A 19,679-nucleotide genomic window follows, 5' to 3' on the forward strand; every position below is an offset into this window, starting at 1 on the left:
AAAGTGTCGAAAGTTGTAACCTTCTCTCCGCAGAAACTTAAAAAGCCTTCAAATCATTGGATTTGAAGGCTTTTTAAGTTCGAAGAATTTTTCTTAATTTCTCCTCTTTTATTCTATGGGTTAATTGTCAATTACTTGTAGGGTCGAAATGCCTCATTTTTCTCATTTGTTTACCTCAAAAAAACAAGTCAAATGGACATCAATATTGTAGATTCCGGAGCATGTTGACCACCCATTCCGTTTTATGTTGACCAGGCGTTCCGGAGCATGCTGACCAGGCATATTTTGTCGGATTTTAAGACATTATATTGAGTAGCCAGGGATCATTCTCATTCTTTTTATGCCTATTCGATTTAACCTTTCCTATTTGACGTCCTGTCATTCCGGCACATGTTGACCACCCTATCCTTATGCTACCCATCAATATTTAAGGACTAATGAAAGATTGAGTTTTTGTGGTCATTTTACCCCCTTCGTTCAGTTAAACAAACAGGGGATGGCTCAAAAACCAATTACAATGACTCAGGCAAAACAAATTCAACAATTGACTGCGGATGGAATCTCTATCAGTGAGATAGCCCGCAGAACGGGTATGAGCCGCAATACGGTTAAAAAATACCTCCGGAAGGTAGAATGCCATAGCGAAGCAGAGGCGGCAGATGGGCCGGGGCAAATGAGCGATAAAGCGCTGGCGGCAATCATTTACAACGATGATGTCGCTCCTGTACGCGGAGAGCGTTTTGACAAACTGGTCAAGCACTTTGAGCAGGCCAAAAAGGCGCTGCATGGCACTGGGGTTACGAAACAGTTATTGTGGGTAGAATATATGGGTGAGAATGATGATGGATACAAGTATAGCCAGTATTGTTACCTGTTTAAAAAATACCTGAAAGACACCGATCCAGCTTTCCATTGGGAGTATAACCCAGGAGAGTTTACCCAGGTTGACTTTGCAGGTAAAAAGCTACCCTATGTGCAAAAAGAAACCGGGGATATTATCCATTGCGAAGTGTTTGTTGCCATATTACCATATAGCGGATTAGCTTTCTGTATAGCCGTTCCCAGCCAGCGAATACCCGATTTTGCAAGATGTATCAATGAGATGGTCAAATATATCGGAGGCCTTACCAAAACGATCCTTTGCGATAATCTGAGGACAGCGGTAACCCGGTCAGACCGCTACGAGCCACTTTTTACAGACATGTGTTATCAGTTATCCGAACATTACACGACTACCTTTAGTGCAACACGACCGGCAAAGCCAACAGATAAGGCAATGGTAGAAAAGGCTGTAAATATTATCTACACCCATGTTTATGCCCCTTTGCGCAAAGAAGTATCCACCAGCCTGGAGATGCTGAATCGTCGTGTCCGTGAACAGTTGGATCTGCTCAATCTGAAACCCTATAAAGGAAGTAGCGAAAGCCGCAGGGATATCTTTATGCGCTGGGAACAAAGTGTGCTTAAACCGCTACCAGAACAGCCTTACCACGTTAAGAAAAGTAAGCAGGTTACTGTACAACGCAACTACGCGATACAGTTACCTGACAACGGGCATTATTATACAGTGCCCTATGAACATGTTGGTCGTAAAGTGCATGTTAGCTATGATGAAAAAACCGTGGAAGTATACTATGGTCTTGACCGGATAGCTTTCCACGTGAGAAGTAGTACAGAAGGGAAGTTTAATCGCATAAAGGAGCATATGCCGCCGCAACATAAGGCGATGGTAGAAATGGCAGGATGGACAGTGGACGAGTTGCTTTGCAGAGCAGGATGGGTAGGTGAATACACCCGGCAGTCCGCCTCCCGCATTATCCATGGCAGTATCTATCCTGAACAGAATTATAAGGCCTGCAATGCCATGATACTGTTACAGAATAAATACAGCAAGCAACGATTAGAAGCCGCCTGCAAACGCGCTGCCAATATACCTCGTCCAACACTTAGAATGATCCGCAACATACTGGAATCGGGGCTGGATAAACAACCATTACTCTTTGATACAGAAGATCTGCGATTGCCTGGACATAACAATATCCGTGGGAAGCAAAACTACTCTTAGTCTGATAATACTTACACTGGTACGCTCCCGCGGGGAGATCATTGTTAGCAGATGATGAAAAATCATCCGCTAACAATGATCTGTACTTCTCTTCTAATTACAGACATATATTACCGCTTATTTATTATCATAAAAATCAATAAACAATGAACACAAATCAAACGCTGGAACAAATGAAGGAGCTGAAATTAGCCGGCATGGCTGCCTCATACAGCTCCCAGCTTAATTTACCCGTCAATCATCAGTTAGAAGGCCATGAACTGATTGCACATCTATTGGAGGCTGAAAAATTACACAGGGGGAATGACCGCATGACAACCTTGTTGAAGTCTGCCAGACTACGTTATCAGGCACTACCACAGAGCATAGAATGTAATGCTACCCGTAATCTGAGTAAAACAACCTGGAGTACACTGTTGGAAAGTAATTATATACAGCAGGGAGCGAATATATTAATCACCGGTTCTACTGGTTGCGGTAAAAGCTATGTAGCCTGTGCATTAGCATATCAAGCTTGCTTATTAGGCATTAGAACACGCTATTTTAACATGAATCGTCTCATAGAAGGGATTGTAATGGCAAAGACAGAGGGAAGCTACCTGAAGTTCTTAAACCAGCTCGAAAAGATCCCTCTGATAGTCCTAGACGATTTTGGTCTTCAGAACCTTAATAAGACCTCCAAACTAGCTCTGTTACAAATCATGGAGGACCGGTACGCGAAGAAATCACTTATTGTGACCTCGCAGTTACCTGTATCAAGCTGGTATGAATATATCGATGAACCTACTTTAGCAGATGCAATCATGGACAGAATGACAGCTAATAGTCACCGGTTAGAGCTTAAAGGGGAGTCTTTGAGAAAGAAAAAATGAGGGCCATTAAGTGCTCAACATGTATCTTTGAAAATCCACAAAAGTTCTTTCTTTTTTTAGTCTCTTAAAAGGGTGGTCAACATCGCCCGGAATACATGGTCAGCATCACCGGAATATACAATCAATATCGACGAAATGAAAAGGTTAAATCCCAATAATGAGCCACTTACTCCTGAAAAACTAAGAGAACTGTCAGGTCTTGATTTATCTGATGAAGAAGCTCAAAAAATTATTTGGTCTATTAAGAGGTTTGCTCGTGTTTTATATGGGTTTGCTACCCAACAACAAGTAGTTAATAATGAAAACAAAGAAAAGGAATAGACCTAGTTTGCTGTTATTTAAGCCGAAAAGATATAATTTCAAGAATGTAATTATTGAGGGCTGGACTGTCTTGTCATTAGTTTAACCCTCATCGCTTCGCTATACACAGAGCGAAAATATTTCTCTAAGGGCCTATCAAACTTTTTGTGTTCTTCAATGATAGGCTCTAGATCACTGTCCGTTAAAATACCTTCATAGAAAAGCCATCCAACTAAGTGGGGGACAGTTTGTGTTTTTTCTATTCCCAAAATTGATTTTGCAATTTTCCTCGCCTTCTGATCGTCGGTTAAGAATACTTGATTAGTTTTTTTACAAAAGGCAATTGACGAAAGCTCACCTCGACCAAGATGCTGACTATATTTGACAACATCGGAATCTTGCAGGTCATCTATTGACAGACGATGAGTACTAAAGGCTCCATTTTCTCTAGTTTTCCTTAATCGCTCTTGAATTTCTTTATCATGATTAACTGGATTAGATCTTTCTTTAAATAAACATTCATATTCGACAAATTGAGTGATAGAAAAGTGAAATCCGTTTGTCTTAATTCTATTGTACAAGAGTATTGAAGAAAGTAAATTCCATATAGAACAACTATCAATAATGTTTACCTTCACGCACGTTGTAATATCAATTGTCATAAGTTAGTTGTAGATTGAAAAGGTTTAATAAGCCAACCAGCTCGTTCTCATTACAAAGCATCATGTCGGCCAGTCTACCCGAAGAAATTGCGCCTTTGTCATAGGCTTCGTAGCATTTTTTTACATAAAAATCACTAACCCCCCTTTGCAAGAGTTTAGATTTAGCCTCATACATTTTAGATGATAAGTCTTTTAGTTCAGGGTCAATCTTATCAGCAGGATTTATTTTAAGGGTCCTAAAATATTCTTGTTGTACATATGTTATTGCGTCTGCATTCATCATTGCAATGGATAGAGGCTCCGCATTGACTTGTAAACGTTTGGCCAGTGTCCGAAAGCTTTCATCTGTCCATTGTGAACCTTTTACACGACTAAATATTTCTTTAGGAATAAGGAACGATGATGCAAACTCGTTTGCTCTAACTTCTCTTAAATCTAATTTTTGACTTGATCTGTAATGTTCATAAGAAACATTTACATTTTCTTGGTGATCAAAAATGGCATGAGCAATCTCATGTGCTAACGTAAAATTTTGTCGATAGATGTCTTCTGAATAATTGATTAAAACACACTTCCCAGCTACCGGATGAGCGATAAATAGCCCTGATATATTTGAATTACTCAATTGACGTCTAAATATGTGAATACCTAATTTTCTTAATATCTGGTAGGGATTAGGTATTGCTACTATCGGCTGGAAGCCTAATTTGCTACGTAATTTTGCCGCAGCCTGTTGGCCATGTGCTTTATAGAAATTACCTGAGGGGATAAAATCAAAATCTATTTTCTCAAACTCGATAGCTTTAAAGACCAATTCTTCACATTCACAAAGGAACATAAATTCTTGAATAGCCCATCTGTCTTCTTTTGTGAAATCTGTTCCATATTGCCTATATAGAATATCAATTTGTTCCGAAGCAGCCTTCTGCTGGTTACTTATAAAATAAACATAGTCCTGTTTATAAAAATCAGAGAAAATTAATATTTCGTCACCGGTTGGTTCGTTTAATCCACCTTCCAAATCTTCAAGGCGCGATTTTACAACACCGGTTTTCGTTGCAACCTCATCTAAGGAAAGCTGTAGTTGCTCCCTGTAACGACGGAGTTTCTCTCCAAACATTTTGGTATCAAACGCCATTCCTAATTGTAGTAAGAGTAACTAAATCTATTGCCACTAAATGTATTTTAACTAAATATAAGGTAATTACATCAATGTTAGGATAACCTTATGTCCGATTATTCGGATAAGCACCTCCCTACCAAGAGGGCGTTTCCAATCTCACTTAAACTTAAATTCCGGTCTATTCTGGCAATATCTGGTAATAAACTGTACAATTTTGTCTAAATCGAATACAAAAAGTGTCGAAAGTTGTAACCGACTCTCCGCAAGCTTTAAAGCCTTCAAGTCGAAAGATTTGGAGGCTTTTTTTGATTCGAAATAGGGAGTATCAAATATTTTGTGTAAACGCCTACCCCATTGTTTGAAACCCTGCCGGGATGGGGAAGGGGGAATGGCGCGGCAGCAGCGCCTTCCCCGGTCTTTAGGCTTATTCAGATTATATGACCTAATAAGCCATAAACACAGGATATTTTATAGTCTCTCGAAATATTTTGTTGCCCTATCTGTACCTCAGCGTTCATAGGGCAATAGTATTTCTCCCTCTATTCTTTTACGACTAATCTTGTACCTTCACATATTATTAATTACTTGCCTGTATTTATGAAGAGGAGTTTCATTGTGTTTTCCTTAGTGCTGCTTGCTGCTTGTCATACCAGTAATGGTACAGGAGCTAAATCAGATACGAGCTTTGTCCCATCGGTGCCAGACTCTATTGCAGCAGCCCCTGTTGTTCAATCGCCTGTCAATTATACTGATCACACCAATGAAGAGGTAAACATCCGGTTTCCCTGGATGCGTGATACCATTTTAAGTTACATTTCCGTATCCATAAACGAGCTGGTGAAAGACTATGTTAAAGACAGTTCCATTGTTTTTATTTACGACCGCTTTGAGAATACCGATACAGCTGGTTATGTTATTGTACAATTAGGTGCAGACATAAATAACGGAGATGGAGTAATATTCAGTACTGCGCAATGGTTGAATATCGATACGCTGACAAGGCAAATATATGAGTACGATGTTGCCGCTGATATTATTCGCCTTTGGGCTAGGCCATAAACTCAAACCCCTCTACCTTCTCTAAAAATAATTGGACACCTCTATACGATCTGAGTATAAAATGTCACGGTAAAAACTAGTTTTATCCTGAGCCTGCTGTTGTTTAGCACTCAATTAGTTAATGAATAAGCAATGCCTCCATTTGTGATTGCGCAAAAGTGTGCCTGCGTATAGCTCCGTCAATATGCAATCTTTTATTAGCTTTATACCATGAAGAAAAATTTATTCCTTACTGCCATCATTGCCACTATAGGGTTTTACTCCTGTAACAAGAGTGGTGAAAGCATTAGAAAAACTGTCCAGGACACCATAACTGCAAAAATAAATGCCGATGTGCTTACAGCAGGAATTAAAGTTGCTTACGGAACTAATGTTGTAGATTCGGTTTTCCCGGCTGCATCTATGGATGCCTCAGCTCCGGTACTAGACACCCCTTTCACAAAGGTCTACCAGGTGTTTAAAGGTGGTTATCTGACCGTCTATCCTCATAATTTATCTGGTAATGTAGCTGGATATTATGTACAGATTGTAGGTGCGAAATCTTATTTTAAAGTTGATTATACAAAGGCCATTGGCCTTAGAAGAGCTGCAGCTAATGGTAAAAATGGTGCTCGTGGCTACGGAGATGGCTTTATAGATTCTGCCATCGTATTAAAAATGCCAGCTTCTATTGATTCTGGTATCTTTTATATAAAATACGCTGCTTATGATACTTTAAATAATGTAAGTAATGCGGATACTTCACTGGTCATTGTTCTGCAGGAAGGAAGCGAAGTAGTGAATGATTCATTAATAGGTACCTGGAGACATATGTATACCAGTTGCTATTCAGATGGTAAGTATCAGTGTATTTGGTCATTAGATACAGGCTATATGTTAATGTCTTATTATGACTGTGTAGACGGTTTACTGGTTAAAAACATCAGTGCGACAGATGTTGTCATTCCACATCAAATAGCCCATTTCGATGATAGAATTACATTCGATAAATTTGGTATGACAATTAATTATATCGGCTCTTATAAAATTCTGAATCTACAAGCTTCATCTTGTAGTAACTACATTTATGATTACCAGAGTAATGACACATTTGTACGCAAAGGCACAATATCATACGACGCCGCTACCAGAAAACTAACACAGATTTACCCGTCCGCTGATCATGTTGGTTTTGGCTACAGCACTTATAGTTTACTGGAGTTAGCAGATTCTTCGTTTACAATAGTTCTTCCCAGTTCTGCTACTTTTAAGAGTGTTTATAAGTATATCAAACAATAATTCTTTTAAATAGACAACGGAAGCTGGCTTAATTATGAGGAAGCAAAGATCTAGTGTGGTGATTTTGTAATAAGCATACTATTTACTTTTAGTTCCCTCATAAGTCCACTGAAATGGTTTGGCTCGTGTCTGATTGTATGTTTTAATGTATTCCATAATCTGATCTACCATCTGCTTAGTCGACCTCCATATCCCTCCCTTTATAACGTCTTTTGAGAGCATATTGAACCATATTTCAATCTGATTAAGCCAGGACGAATATGTAGGGGTATAGTACAGTTTAATTTTTCTTTTATTACTAAGCCATTCCTGTATGTCCTTATGCTTGTGTGCAGAAAAATTATCTACTATAATATGCAAGGTGCTGTTGCGATATGTTCGATCCAACTTCTTAAGAAAACTTAAGAAATTATCCTTGTTGTTGCTGTCAATTGACTTACCTATTATTTCTCCGCTATGCACTGCTAACGAAGCAATCAGCGATACTGTTCCATTACGCTTATAGGTGGCTGTTTGTCTTCTGGGTTGACCACTACGTAATGGTAACTCTGGTTGCGTCCTGTCAAGCGCCTGTAATTGACTTTTTTCGTCTACACTTAGTACAATTGCATTTTGTGGGGGATTCATATACAAACCTACAATTGTCATCATCTTAGACTCAAATTCAGGATCAGGACTTTTGCCACACCAATACTCTACTTTATGTGGTTTTAATGCCGCTTTTTTTAATATCTGATGCACTTTGAACTGGCTCATTCCTGTTTCTGATGCGATCCGCCTTTGCGACCAGTTGGTATAACCGTCTGCTGGCTTTTCGCAGGCCTTTTGTATTACCCTCGCCTCATCTGCTGCATCAAATTTGGCTGGCTTTCCACTACGCGGGGCATCTTTAAGTCCTTCAATCCCTGATGCACGAAATCTATTACGCCATTTATTTACAACCATTCTTGTTACCCCTGTTTCTGCCATGATTTCATCCAGCCTTTTACCCTCAAGCGAATACAAGATGATGCGAGATCGCAATACATAACGACTATCAAGCTTGTGAGAACGGCTCATCGATAATAACTCAGTCTTTTCTGAGGCTGTTGCTGTTATTTTTTGAGATACTCTTGCCATATCTCAAAGATAATATCTTATTAGTATATTTACTATAATTTCACCACACTAGTTATAATTAAAGGAGTACAAGACAGCGGGACATTATACAATTGTCAATAGCAAGTTTAGCAATTAATTTCTCTAACGTTTCAGCCGGCCAAATGTAGTTGCCGGAAGGATATTGAATTGCTTTACAAAACTTCTTATATCGTCTTCGCTGAAATAGGCGGCTGCTAATATTTTCACTTCTTCATCTCTGATAACGTCCATTTTGTGGCAAATTCATCAGCTTCCTTTTCTTTAATGAGATCTTTATCGGAATACTCTACCTTCTCTAAAAAAATATCTTTTTTCCCATGTAAGAGAATATGCCCTGCTTCGTGAAAGAAAGTAAACAAAAAGTTCTTACTATCGTTATACTCCCCTGATAATTGAATCAAAGGAGTATCGTTTAGCCATCGTGTTGAACCACTTATGGGGGCTTTATTGATAAGGGGTGTATGCACTATTTTCACACCAGCTTCCAGGCAAATACTTTGTAATTGACTAAAAATATCAAAATTGCCCCTAATTGATTTCAACTTTGGTAATGCTTCTTTAAACTTCTTTTCTGAATAGTCCTTTGCTTCTAGCTCCATTGCTTGTAATTCGCCTTTACGAAGCCATGCAGATATAGCATACGGTTCGCTGGTGTGTGCAAGAGAAATCCGAAAAGCTACTTTAAGTTGCTGATTAAAATAATAGTCTTCCCAGGCTGTGTGATTAGAGAAGCCAAAGAAAGCAAGCATCTCCATTGTTTTTTCCTGAATAGTCTTTACAGATGGTAACCAGCCTTTTTTTATCATTTCTGCCAAAGGAAATTGCTTTGCCCATTCCACCGCTTCCTGAATAACTGCTTTCCTTTTTTCTCTTGCAATAAATTCATCATAGTTTCTCTGGTGGTTCATCCAAAAATTAGCGGGGATCCTGGTAGCACTCTCAAATTGGACAGCCATATCAGGGGTAATGGAACTATCTCCTTTGATTATGGCAATTATAGTTTTTTCAGGCTTTCCTGTACGAAGGGCGAATTCTTTTGGCCCCATAATCATTTCTTCCAGCTTCTCCTTTAAGGTCTCCCCTGGATGAGGAACTGATTGTGGATAGTATTGATTTTGCCTGGCCATTATTATTTTTCTTTATGATAGTTAACTATTTCTTTAACTTCTATTCCTGTAATCTCCATCCATACATATTGACCATGTTCATTTGTGGGAATAGGCTTCTCGTGAGGTGTAAACACCAATCTGTACGGTTGGTCCAGATCGCAGGCCCATTGTCCTTTCCGGTTGTTGGTAAGTTCATGGAAATTCCCGGGCAGATACCTTACTTCTTCAAGATTGGTCGCAGACCTTAATTGTGCTAGCCTGGCTTTTATTTTCTCTGCCCGGAGCTTACCAAACTCTTTTAGACGCTTCCGGTCATTATTAGCCAGTTCTTCTAATTTTTTATCCCTAAAAGTAATATCCACTACAAAGATAATTTAATTTTAGTTAATAGAAAGTGTAAGTTAAATAAATGAATAAGTAAGACAACTATCCTTCGGTCATATTGACCTATTTATGTGCACTTTATTTAAGAAATATTGGTTGGTCTTCTTAATACCAGAAACAAGCGTTTCTATTAATAGCGTTTTTCATAATCATGAAAATGTCTTTTGTGGTTAACCTATTTGTTAACTAAAATAAAACATTTTTTACTATTCCTGATAGAAATGAATCAATAAACATCTGAATATCAAATAGATTCTGAATAAACCGGATCGAAACTTGTTCCCACAACCCGCAAGCTTTAAAGCCTTCAAATTTAAGTCTGATAATTTATCCTCACTTACTTAATAATTCCCTTAACGTCTGGCTGTTAATAATTTAGCGATTCGATAATTTGGAGGTTGTCTATACTTGTTCAAAAAACAGGTATGGCTTCGCCAAAGAAAACCAAGTTATCTCCAGAACCTCTTACTCCTGCGGCCTTGCAAATGTGCCAGAGAATATGTAACATGCCAAAAAAACATAAATAACAATGATCAGGCTTCCTGCTCTTTTAATCTTGTTGCTGGCAAACATATTTTTTGTACTCTCTCTTGCATCCGGGCAGGATAAAGGGTTTCAGCCGGATCGCGTATTTCCTGTAAAGGCATTGCAGGAAGACTTGCAACACCTGCGCTACAAACTGGAAACAACGCATCCTGATTTGTACCAGTATACTTCCCGGAAAAATTTTGTGATTTTTATGGATAGCCTGCACAACGCTATTCAACAACCTATGACAGAAAGAACGTTCTATGGTTTGATTACCTTATTAAACGGAAAGATCAAAGATGGGCATACGATGGAGTTGTTGAGCGAAGCTACGCGAACGTATCACAATAGAAACAGTTTGTTCTTTCCTTTCCATGTGTTCGTTTCCGGCAACCGGTTGTTTGTGCAAATACCTTGTTTGAAAGATACTTCACTGACCCGCGGAACAGAAATTATCAGCATCAACAACCAACCTGTTGCTACCATCGTCCAACAATTACTCGACAGGCAGATCAGAGACGGGAATAATCTTCAATATGCCCGGTGGATCGTAAGCAATTATTTTAAAGAGTACTACAGTTTTTTGTTTGGTTACCCCACAACATTTATTTTACAGTATAAAGAAAAGGATGGCAGAATAGAAACCACTGCTATTGGGGCTTTACCGAAAGACAGTATTCAATCTTACAAAACCATTAATGATCTACAATCTGCGGTTTCAAAAAAAGGGCGGGGTATTATTTATGAAAAATGGCCATTAGCGCATACAGCCTTGCTCGCTATTAAAACCTTCGATGTTGATTTGCTGGAATCCTTATATGAACAAAATTTCGACAGCACTATCCACGTAATCTTCTCTACAATGCAACATGATCAGGTAGAGCATCTCGTGCTTGATTTGAGAGATAACCAGGGCGGCGATTTCGCTCCTGGCAAACTGTTATTATCCTACCTTATCAAAAAGCCTGTTCATTACCTGTCAGGCAGTAAAGAAGCATTGTGGATTTTGCCGGCATCGGATTGTTTCAAAGGAAAGCTCTATGTATTAATCAACGGAGGAAGTTTTTCCAATACGGCAATTGTAAGCGCGTATCTGCAACAATCGCAGCGGGCCGTATTTATTGGAGAAGAAACCGGAGGTAATCGCACACGGATCAGTGGTGATGCTGAGGAGTATATTTTACCCAATACAAAAATCGTTTGTTACATTGCCAGCCACTCCTATCAAATCAATCCATCAAAGAGTGATGGCCATGGTGTGCAGCCCGATCATATAGTTATTCCTCAGCGTGGCGATATCATTATTGGCAGGGATCCGGCCAAGGCATTCGTTCAGGAAATGATCAAAAAACAAGGATCACATTAAGGCTTTTGACAGGCTGCAGCTGATCCCATAAATTTCCGTACAGGTCTTCAAATATAGCTACTGTGCCGTAGGGTTCTTCTTTGGGCGGTCTTACAAAATTGACGCCTTTGTTTTGAAAAGAAAATAGAAGCCCTTAGATTTTACATCTCAGGGCTTTTTTCGTATTAGAGGAATAGTTCTTCTTTTTTGTTTTATACCGCCCTCGCAATTCACTTAAGTGATCTCTCATAAGTTTTACGGTCCAATTAAGCAACAGGGAAGTTTCCGCCATCAATAATATAATTTGCTCCAGTTATATAAGAGGCTCTCTGTGAAACAAGAAAATAAACCAATTCTGCTGTTTCTTCTGGCTCCGCCATTCTTCCCATTGGCACTCCACCAAGTCTTTCAAAAAGTTTTCCAGTCATCTCTTCAACCGTGATGTTTGCATTTCTAGCCAAATCTTCTAAAAATGCTGCGATTGCGGCTGTTTTATTCAAACCCGGAGACACTGTTACAACCCGTATTCCATGACTAGCTACTTCATCAGACAATGTTTTGCTGTACGTGTTTAATGCCGCTTTTGCAACGCTATAAGCCATAGTGGATTCCCAGATGGGAAAACGGCTGCTGGTTGAAGAAATATGAATGATGACCCCACTTTTTTGTTCCAGCATTTTAGGTAATAAAGCCCTATCTAAACGAACTGAGGATAGCAAATTGACTTGCAATGCCTCATCCCAGTGTTCATCTTTTAATGTACTAAAACCACCACCAGGAGATGTATTTGCACCCATGTTATTCACTAATATGTCCACACCACCAAATAGCTCATTGATCTCATTTGCTATTTTAATTACATCCTCCGGATCAGATAGATCTGCTGCAATGAAATGATATGCAGGGTTTGCTTCCCCCGACTGAGTACGTGCCGTTACAATAACTTTAGCTCCTGCCTGCATTAACCTGTTAGCAATAGCCTTTCCAATACCTTTTGTTCCACCGGTTACCAGTGCAATCTTACCTTCCAGATGGTTCTCGTGATTCCGCTTATTTTCCATTTTTCTAATTTTTAATAGATTGATGTTACTTATGTAAATTTTATTTTTGTTTACTTTCGTAAAGTAACTACTTCAATTTTAGAGATCCTTTTACGCATCCCGAAATAGTGGTGACATTTATGTAACTAAAGTCCGAAAAGTGGTAACATTAAAGTAACTAATGAGGAAATTTGAGACACATGCAGCATACTGCCCAATGGTGCGAACTATGGGATATATAGGTGGCAAATGGAAACCAATCATATTGGCCAGACTGGCTGTTGGAAATGTTCGTTTCGGCAGATTGACTATACAAATACCTGATATATCAAGGAAAATATTATCCCAGCAGTTAAAAGAGCTGGAGGAAGATGGTTTGATTATCCGGCATAGTTATAATGAAAAACCTCCTCGTGTTGAGTACGAACTGAGCGATATAGGGAAAACGCTTATGCCGATCTTAAACGCCATGAATGACTGGGGAGAACAGATAGCCGGCAATATAGGAAGCGGCCACCCTATTTCAGATAAACTATCTGGAAAGCAAGTTGTTTAATGTCGATATATAACTCATATTTGACTAAAAGCCGAAGTTTGTAATCATCATTTGATTTTACGAAATATTGCAAATGCCAGAACAGCAACATAACTTCTCCTGGAGAAATCTTTATAATATGGGCTGCTTGGATATTGATCTCGTAGGCTCACTCACTTGTGTATGCAATTTAGTTCCCGTATTTTAGACAGAAAATAACCCGATGAAATTATCCTGCGCTCCTGTGCTTGTACTATACCTTTTTTTTGTACTATGCCACCAAACCGCCATTGCGCAACAGTTGGCCAAACCACTACTGCTGAACGATGTGCGACATCTGCCATTGCCAGATACTCCGCACCTGGTATTTACCTTGCTTACTTTTAACGATACCGTAGAAAATATTGCGGTAGCCAATATAGATGCAAACGTGCCGGTAAAAATGGCCGTGATCGCAACTTCCCCGCTTGGCAAGGGCAGGATCATTGCTTTTGGCAGTGGCGCTTATTTGCGTAAAGACCTGCTGCGCGATGCTGACGTGCACCAACTGGCGCAGAACATACTGACCTGGGCGGGGAATGGGCGCAAACGCCCGAAGATGGGCATTTACACCGCCGCAGATAGTGCCTTCCTGGCGTTGGCGCACCGGCAGCATATCAGCACTTACCTGGTAAAAAATACGGGCATTGAAAAACATACCGATATCATTTATCTGGCAACAGACGTAGCAGACAAAGACACTCTGAGAGCCCTGGAAACCTTTGTGCGCAACGGTGGCACACTCATACAGGTATCGCCTTATGAGCAATTGTATCAAAAAGTATTGGCTACGCCCGGCAGCACTATGCAACCTGCCTGTATAAATGCGCTGCTGGTAAAAGCCGGTATTTGCGATAAGAACATTGCCTTTTACAGCACTGCCGGAAACAAAGACCTGATCATAGACAGTGTACCATGCTACCTGCATTTATCCACCATGCTGCCTTTGCTAAAACGCCCGTCTACAGGATTTATGGATGATATTGCAGATGGATACATAGTGCAGCCAACGGTGGACCTGATGTTTGAAAATAACGATATCAATTCCGCTGTGTTGCAAAACCTCAAAGTACAATACAAACTACCGGATACGCTGGCCATTCCCACGCCACAAAAACCAATAACATTTTCTACTGCAGAAGATAAGGTCCGTTATCACCTCATGCAGCGCTTCCAGGAAAAGCAGCATCCTACCGCTGGAGATAAGAATGCGGTCGCCCCCGGTGCACGTTACTTTCCTGGCGTTGTGCCGGATACGGCCACCCGCGTTACTACCAGCATCACGGTGCCGGTGCAGGTAGGTGCGCAGGGGCTGCTGGAGCCAACCGCTGTATACTTTCGCCCTCATTCTACGGGCCTGTATGTGCCGCCCGGTACGGTGGTGAAAGTGATCCTGCAAAGCAAAGACAGGAACCAGCAACTGAAAGCACAAATAGGCGTACACAGCGATGACCTGGCAGACCTGAACAGGCTGACCCGCAGCGCCGAAAATATGGTGCGCACCTTCCAGCTGGACAAAGACACGACAGAAGTTTACTCGCCCTTTGGCGGACTCCTGCAACTCAATATTGGCGATACAACTACACTTAAAGCGATCAACATTACGGTAATGGGTGCTGTGAAAGCTCCCTACTTTAAATTGGGCCAGACCAACGAAGCAGACTGGAATAATAACATTCGAAACAACCCTGCGCCCTGGGCGGAACTGGCCACCGATAAGATCATTCTTACAGTGCCTGCTTACCGCATCCGTCAATTGAGCAATCCCGTAAAACTGATGCAGTTCTGGGATGAAGTAATGGATGCAGATGCAGACCTGGCTAAGATATCCCGCACCCGTCCGCACCCGGAAAGGGTGATCGTAGACCAGGATGTCGCTTATGGTTACATGTACACAGTACCGGAGCACATCATCGTGCCGGATGATCAAAGTTGTGAATGGATGCTGGATGAGGCCTTTGTGCGCGAACATGGCTCCTGGGGCCTGTTCCACGAACTGGGCCACCGCCACCAGTTCTGGGGCATAGACTTTGGCGAAGTGGGAGAGGTAACCGTAAACCTGTTCACCATGCACGTGTACGACAAAGTGCTGCACAAAGGTATTTATAACCACGAAGACATTGCTGATAAAGAAACAGTACTGAAAAAGATCAACAACCACCTGCACAACAAGCCTTCCTTTGAAAAGTGGGGCCAGGACCCTTTCCTGGCGCTCTGCATGTACATAGAGCTGATCCGGCAATTTGGCTGGCAGTGTATAGATGATACCTACACGAAATACAGGGCCATACCTCCGCAGCAATACCCGCAATCGCAGGAAGACAAGCGCGACTTGTGGTTCCTCACTATTTGCGATGCGACAAAGACTAACCTTACGCAATTCTTCGATATCTGGAAAGTACCCGTGTCAGACAAGGTGAAGGGCAAAGTAACGGCCTATCCTTCCTGGCTGCCCGATGAACTTAAATGACTCGGGATGGTCGTACTTATAATCGAATTATTCATGGTTTACCTTTAAACAGAGAGAATAAGAAAAACGTATAGCCATATACTACAGGATGTTCTTTTATTCTTTTAAAATAGTAGCTGCCGATCCTGATATTATAGGGGGATTGAAGCGCCGGTAATAAGAATAACTTCCCTTTTAAACTGCTCATATTCTGCTATTTATTCGAAATTATGAACAGTAGTGGTGAGTCTTTAATTCATTTAGAAAATGAATTACTAAATAGAGGCATTAAAAACCGTATCTTTCTTACTACACAACGATTCTCTCAATCTTCTATGCCTAAGGAAACCACGAATACCATTCAGCATTACAACAGATCATCAAGAGCGATTGCAGGGAATACTTCTGCTAATGGCATTTCCCGGCCGGCACCTCAGCCGTTTATTATGGGAACAGAGGCTGATAGCATAATACAGCGGATGCCTCCAAAGAAAATTGCTTCTGGTAAAAAAAAGGCTGTTGGTAAAAAGAAAGCAGCGGCTAAGAAAAAAGCATCTGATAAGAAGAAGGCTACTAAAAGAAAGAAACAGAAGGCCGCCACCAACACTTCCGAAAAAGGTTCCGGAGGGGCAAAAAGAGCACGTATTACAGGAAAAGGTCGCGAAGTTAATCGATATGTAGCGAAAGTTGCTCCGGGAGAAGAATCAGAAGACGATACTGTAGATGAAAGAGATGATGTAGACGAAGCAATTGGGATAGGGAAAATGCTGGTGGCTGATGATAGAAAGAGAACAGGGCCAAAAGAAGATGAAAAATATGATGACGACGATGATGATGAAAAAGAAGGGAAAACAGAAAGAAAAACGCCTGTAGTAGAATATCAGGACAGGCGAGCAGCAACCAGCACTGAGCCGGTTAGAAGAGCTATGCCTTCTTCTTCCTTATCCTCTTTATCGTTAACCTCATCATCCTCATCCTCTTCCTCTTCTGACGATACACATGGTTTCTATACACTGAATTATTTACAACAGGAACAGATACTGGCAGTAGCCCAACATATTCTTACCTTGGCAAGGCCAATATTTGAAAGAGCACTGGCTGATCATTTAAGAGATACTTATGGTGATGTATACGGGCAGATAAACAAAGCCGTAACAGCAACAGCGTCCGAGGTTCCCACTCTGTCATCTGAACGTGACCAGAGCAAAACGTTCAACCTAAATATAAAATCTACAAATGCGAGGTTTGGTGGTTCTGTCAGGAAAGTGGCCACTAAAAAAGTTAAAGGCGGTATAGAGCGTGAATCCGCACTGAATGGAGATGAGTTTCGTGTAGATAGTCATTATGCGGAGGCCAGCCGTAGTGCAAATAATTATGTATCGAAAGGCCCAAATGCAAGCCTGTCAGCAGTATTAAGTACATTAGAAAACATGGATTTAAACCGCTGGCCATTATTTGCATTCATGTATCAAACAAAAAACATGACCCTGTTCGAAACATTTTCTTCTATCCGGGACCTTTTTCCGCCACTACCTGATGGCCCGGGTATTTACACCCTGGTACCTTCCCCCTTCCTGAAGGCCATAGGCTGGAAGGAACCTCCCAATTACCTGCTTTCTCCCGGATGCCTGAACATAATGTCGAAAGGCCTCTATCATTCTGCAGAGAGTCTGCACTCGCTGGACGAACTATTTCCTGACGAAATCACTGAACTGATAAAGAGTGCCATAAGAAATTTGTCGCAGCCACAAAAGAAAGTACGTGCGGATAGTGATAAAGACGCCTTCTTTAATAGAATCCCTCCTGTAATATTGGATGAACTATCTGACGAACAGACAGCGTCAATAAAAGGCATAAAGAGTAAAAAAGCATATACCGCACATAAAAAGGCGTTTAAGGATAATATCGCTGCTTACCTCGTGCTGACAATGATTTTTGCAGAAAAATATGAACCTAAAAAAGCCCGCTGGTTCCAGTCTGCCAGGGATGTCCTCATGCCTCCGGAATTACGTACCACTCCTTTAGCAAAACCAGCTGTACCCAAAAGCCAGCAGAATACTTTACGGAAGAACGTGAAAAAAGTTGCAACGCATCTCGGCGATTACGACTTCGGCGCATCAACCGGGGATAAAGAAGAGCATGTAAATGCTTTAATGGAAAATAATATCGGAGGCGCTCATAAGATCAGTAAATACATTTCCGGAGGGTTTGGTAAGTTCAGTGATGTGCTGGATGCTCCTGCCAACAGAGAAGACGATCAAAGTGCGATTGACAATGTACAATCTGCTACAGATGGCCTCGAGGCATTACCAGTGCACGAAGGCTGGGCCTATCGCCTGGAGTCTGAGGTCACGGATCATGAACCCGGTCAAATTATCTCTCCGGGTGTATTATGGAGTGCTAGTTCCTCTCCGCGCTTCGGCATCCAATTTGACAAAACTGGCAAAGGCGATCTTTATGTCATCAAATGCCTGCACACCGGCAAGGATGTACAACTACTGGCGGGAGCTCTCAAATGGTATCAGCGGGAAATATTATTTCCACCCTATGCAAGGTTTGTCGTAGAAAACAAGAGGATACGGGGGAAAAAGAAAGAGCAGGGTTCCATCTATATAATGAAAGAGCTTGCTCCTGCGGGCAAGCCGTTTCAGCCAGAGGACCTCGACACCGTTGTTGGTTCCGATCCAGGGGAGACCACAGAAGTACAAACCCTCGTGGATAAACGCCACTATAATAAAGCTGCCGCAAAATACAGCCGGCATGAAGCATGGGGAGCCAGCGAAGCGCATCGGGATGGGATAGAAAACCTGCGGAGCGGTATTCATCACCCAAGGGAAATATATGGCCTGCAAACCTTCCGCAAATGGCAGGCACTACTTCGCAAAAAAGAAGATGCTCCGGGACTGGACGCGCTATGGACTGTTGATGGGCTACTGGGAGTTGCAACGGAACTGACAGGACACAAAAACTTTCGCAATCACTTTAGCGGGTGGGGGGACGACACCTCTACGTACGAGCTTACACAACCTCAGATAGATGCGCTGCTTGAAAAAAATATTACGGTTAATGCGGCATATAAGGAAGAAGATCTGATAGATGACTGGGAGAGGGAATTAACAGCATCCCTTATTAAGACAATAAAGAAAGAAATAAAAGAGAAAACACGATTTACCGTGAACGTCGCCGATATAAACACTATCGGCGATGCGCTGAAAGATGATGCAGAACCCCGCTACGAAGTATACTACCCCTATAGTGAAAGGGAAGAAATCCGTTCTCACCTGATAATCCTGCTGGCAAAATATAAAAACGTTCTCGCCGGGAAGAGAACAACTTTTAACCGTACATCCCCAACATCTGATGGCCCTAAAGCATTCAACAAAGAAATAGCAGGCCTCGCGGCCAACCTCCAACAGGATATCGTAGCCTGCCATCCCTTCGATGATGGAAATGGTCGCATCAGCCGTATGTACATGTACAAAGTGCTACAGCATTTCCTTATTTCCGATGATGCAGACAGGCTTCCGGTAATCGAAAATACGGGCAATGACCTTGGTACTTCGAGGGCTGAATGGGCAAGTATGCTCGGTGAAAAAATCTATGCTAAAAAGTGATAATTTCTCACTGGTGTTTTGATATTAACCGAAGATTGTCTTATAGTAGTATAGTACACCTGGGTTTAAAGTTATCTTACCATATATGTATCCTTTATAAAGTTCAGCAGTCCGACAATTTTTGTTTGTATAGCCGG

At 41.2% G+C, this 19,679-nt stretch carries 17 protein-coding genes; 9 read left to right on the plus strand and 8 right to left on the minus strand.

Annotated features, from left to right (window positions below; genetic code table 11):
- Positions 1–517: 517 nt before the first annotated feature.
- From istA to GO495_RS06015, 3 genes are all read left to right on the plus strand, one after another.
- Positions 518–2,065, plus strand: coding sequence for an IS21 family transposase (gene istA / locus GO495_RS06005; protein ID WP_157298758.1), 1,548 nt, complete (start codon positions 518–520; stop codon positions 2,063–2,065).
- A 146-nt stretch (positions 2,066–2,211) separates the two neighbouring features.
- On the plus strand, positions 2,212–2,937 hold the full coding sequence (gene istB, locus GO495_RS06010) for an IS21-like element helper ATPase IstB (RefSeq protein WP_157298759.1): 726 nt from the start codon (positions 2,212–2,214) through the stop codon (positions 2,935–2,937).
- A 135-nt stretch (positions 2,938–3,072) separates the two neighbouring features.
- The gene (locus GO495_RS06015; RefSeq protein WP_157298760.1) at positions 3,073–3,258 is read left to right on the plus strand and encodes a hypothetical protein; all 186 of its coding nucleotides are present in this window, start codon (positions 3,073–3,075) and stop codon (positions 3,256–3,258) included.
- A gap of 50 nt (positions 3,259–3,308) precedes the next feature.
- On the opposite strand, the gene GO495_RS06020 is transcribed toward GO495_RS06015, so the two are convergent.
- Positions 3,309–3,899 (minus strand): PIN domain-containing protein, encoded by a 591-nt coding sequence (locus GO495_RS06020; protein ID WP_157298761.1) that lies wholly within the window; start codon positions 3,897–3,899, stop codon positions 3,309–3,311.
- The gene (locus GO495_RS06025) at positions 3,889–5,037 is read right to left on the minus strand and encodes an XRE family transcriptional regulator (RefSeq protein WP_157298762.1); all 1,149 of its coding nucleotides are present in this window, start codon (positions 5,035–5,037) and stop codon (positions 3,889–3,891) included. Before GO495_RS06025 ends, GO495_RS06020 begins: the two co-directional genes overlap by 11 nt.
- A 582-nt stretch (positions 5,038–5,619) precedes the next feature.
- Between GO495_RS06025 and GO495_RS06030 the strand changes: the two genes are divergently transcribed.
- Positions 5,620–6,081 (plus strand): hypothetical protein, encoded by a 462-nt coding sequence (locus GO495_RS06030; RefSeq protein ID WP_157298763.1) that lies wholly within the window; start codon positions 5,620–5,622, stop codon positions 6,079–6,081.
- A gap of 210 nt (positions 6,082–6,291) precedes the next feature.
- Positions 6,292–7,359, plus strand: a complete 1,068-nt coding sequence (locus GO495_RS06035; RefSeq protein ID WP_157298764.1) for a hypothetical protein — start codon at positions 6,292–6,294, stop codon at positions 7,357–7,359.
- Between the two features lie 78 nt (positions 7,360–7,437).
- On the opposite strand, the gene GO495_RS06040 is transcribed toward GO495_RS06035, so the two are convergent.
- The 4 genes from GO495_RS06040 to GO495_RS06050 all read right to left on the minus strand — a co-directional run bounded on the left by GO495_RS06040 (position 7,438) and on the right by GO495_RS06050 (position 9,970).
- Complete coding sequence (locus GO495_RS06040) at positions 7,438–8,478, minus strand: IS630 family transposase (protein ID WP_157298765.1); 1,041 nt, start codon at positions 8,476–8,478, stop codon at positions 7,438–7,440.
- 123 nt (positions 8,479–8,601) lie between these two features.
- A complete protein-coding gene (locus tag GO495_RS32350; protein WP_276611794.1) occupies positions 8,602–8,730 on the minus strand; it encodes a hypothetical protein in 129 nt (42 codons plus the stop codon).
- On the minus strand, positions 8,703–9,626 hold the full coding sequence (locus tag GO495_RS06045; protein WP_205691206.1) for a HigA family addiction module antitoxin: 924 nt from the start codon (positions 9,624–9,626) through the stop codon (positions 8,703–8,705). The genes GO495_RS32350 and GO495_RS06045 overlap by 28 nt, the downstream gene beginning before the upstream one ends.
- A gap of 2 nt (positions 9,627–9,628) precedes the next feature.
- Positions 9,629–9,970, minus strand: coding sequence for a type II toxin-antitoxin system RelE/ParE family toxin (locus GO495_RS06050; protein WP_089780866.1), 342 nt, complete (start codon positions 9,968–9,970; stop codon positions 9,629–9,631).
- A 551-nt stretch (positions 9,971–10,521) separates the two neighbouring features.
- On the opposite strand from GO495_RS06050, the gene GO495_RS06055 reads away from it, so the two are divergent.
- The gene (locus GO495_RS06055) at positions 10,522–11,886 is read left to right on the plus strand and encodes a S41 family peptidase (protein WP_157298766.1); all 1,365 of its coding nucleotides are present in this window, start codon (positions 10,522–10,524) and stop codon (positions 11,884–11,886) included.
- A gap of 245 nt (positions 11,887–12,131) precedes the next feature.
- Here GO495_RS06055 and GO495_RS06060 read toward each other — a convergent pair whose 3' ends face one another.
- Positions 12,132–12,926: an SDR family oxidoreductase gene (locus GO495_RS06060; RefSeq protein ID WP_157298767.1), complete on the minus strand. Its 795-nt coding sequence runs from the start codon at positions 12,924–12,926 to the stop codon at positions 12,132–12,134.
- 160 nt (positions 12,927–13,086) lie between these two features.
- Here GO495_RS06060 and GO495_RS06065 point away from each other — a divergent pair, with 160 nt between their 5' ends.
- A complete protein-coding gene (locus GO495_RS06065; protein ID WP_157298768.1) occupies positions 13,087–13,461 on the plus strand; it encodes a winged helix-turn-helix transcriptional regulator in 375 nt (124 codons plus the stop codon).
- Positions 13,462–13,663: 202 nt separating this feature from the next.
- Positions 13,664–15,949, plus strand: a complete 2,286-nt coding sequence (locus GO495_RS06070) for a M60 family metallopeptidase (RefSeq protein WP_157298769.1) — start codon at positions 13,664–13,666, stop codon at positions 15,947–15,949.
- Between the two features lie 31 nt (positions 15,950–15,980).
- Here the strand turns inward: GO495_RS06070 and GO495_RS06075 are convergent, their stop codons facing one another.
- Positions 15,981–16,136, minus strand: coding sequence for a hypothetical protein (locus GO495_RS06075; RefSeq protein WP_157298770.1), 156 nt, complete (start codon positions 16,134–16,136; stop codon positions 15,981–15,983).
- Positions 16,137–16,263: 127 nt separating this feature from the next.
- Between GO495_RS06075 and GO495_RS06080 the strand changes: the two genes are divergently transcribed.
- On the plus strand, positions 16,264–19,542 hold the full coding sequence (locus tag GO495_RS06080) for a Fic family protein (protein WP_157298771.1): 3,279 nt from the start codon (positions 16,264–16,266) through the stop codon (positions 19,540–19,542).
- Positions 19,543–19,679: the final 137 nt, after the last annotated feature.

This window comes from Chitinophaga oryziterrae, assembly GCF_009758125.1.
Lineage (GTDB): Bacteria > Bacteroidota > Bacteroidia > Chitinophagales > Chitinophagaceae > Chitinophaga > Chitinophaga oryziterrae.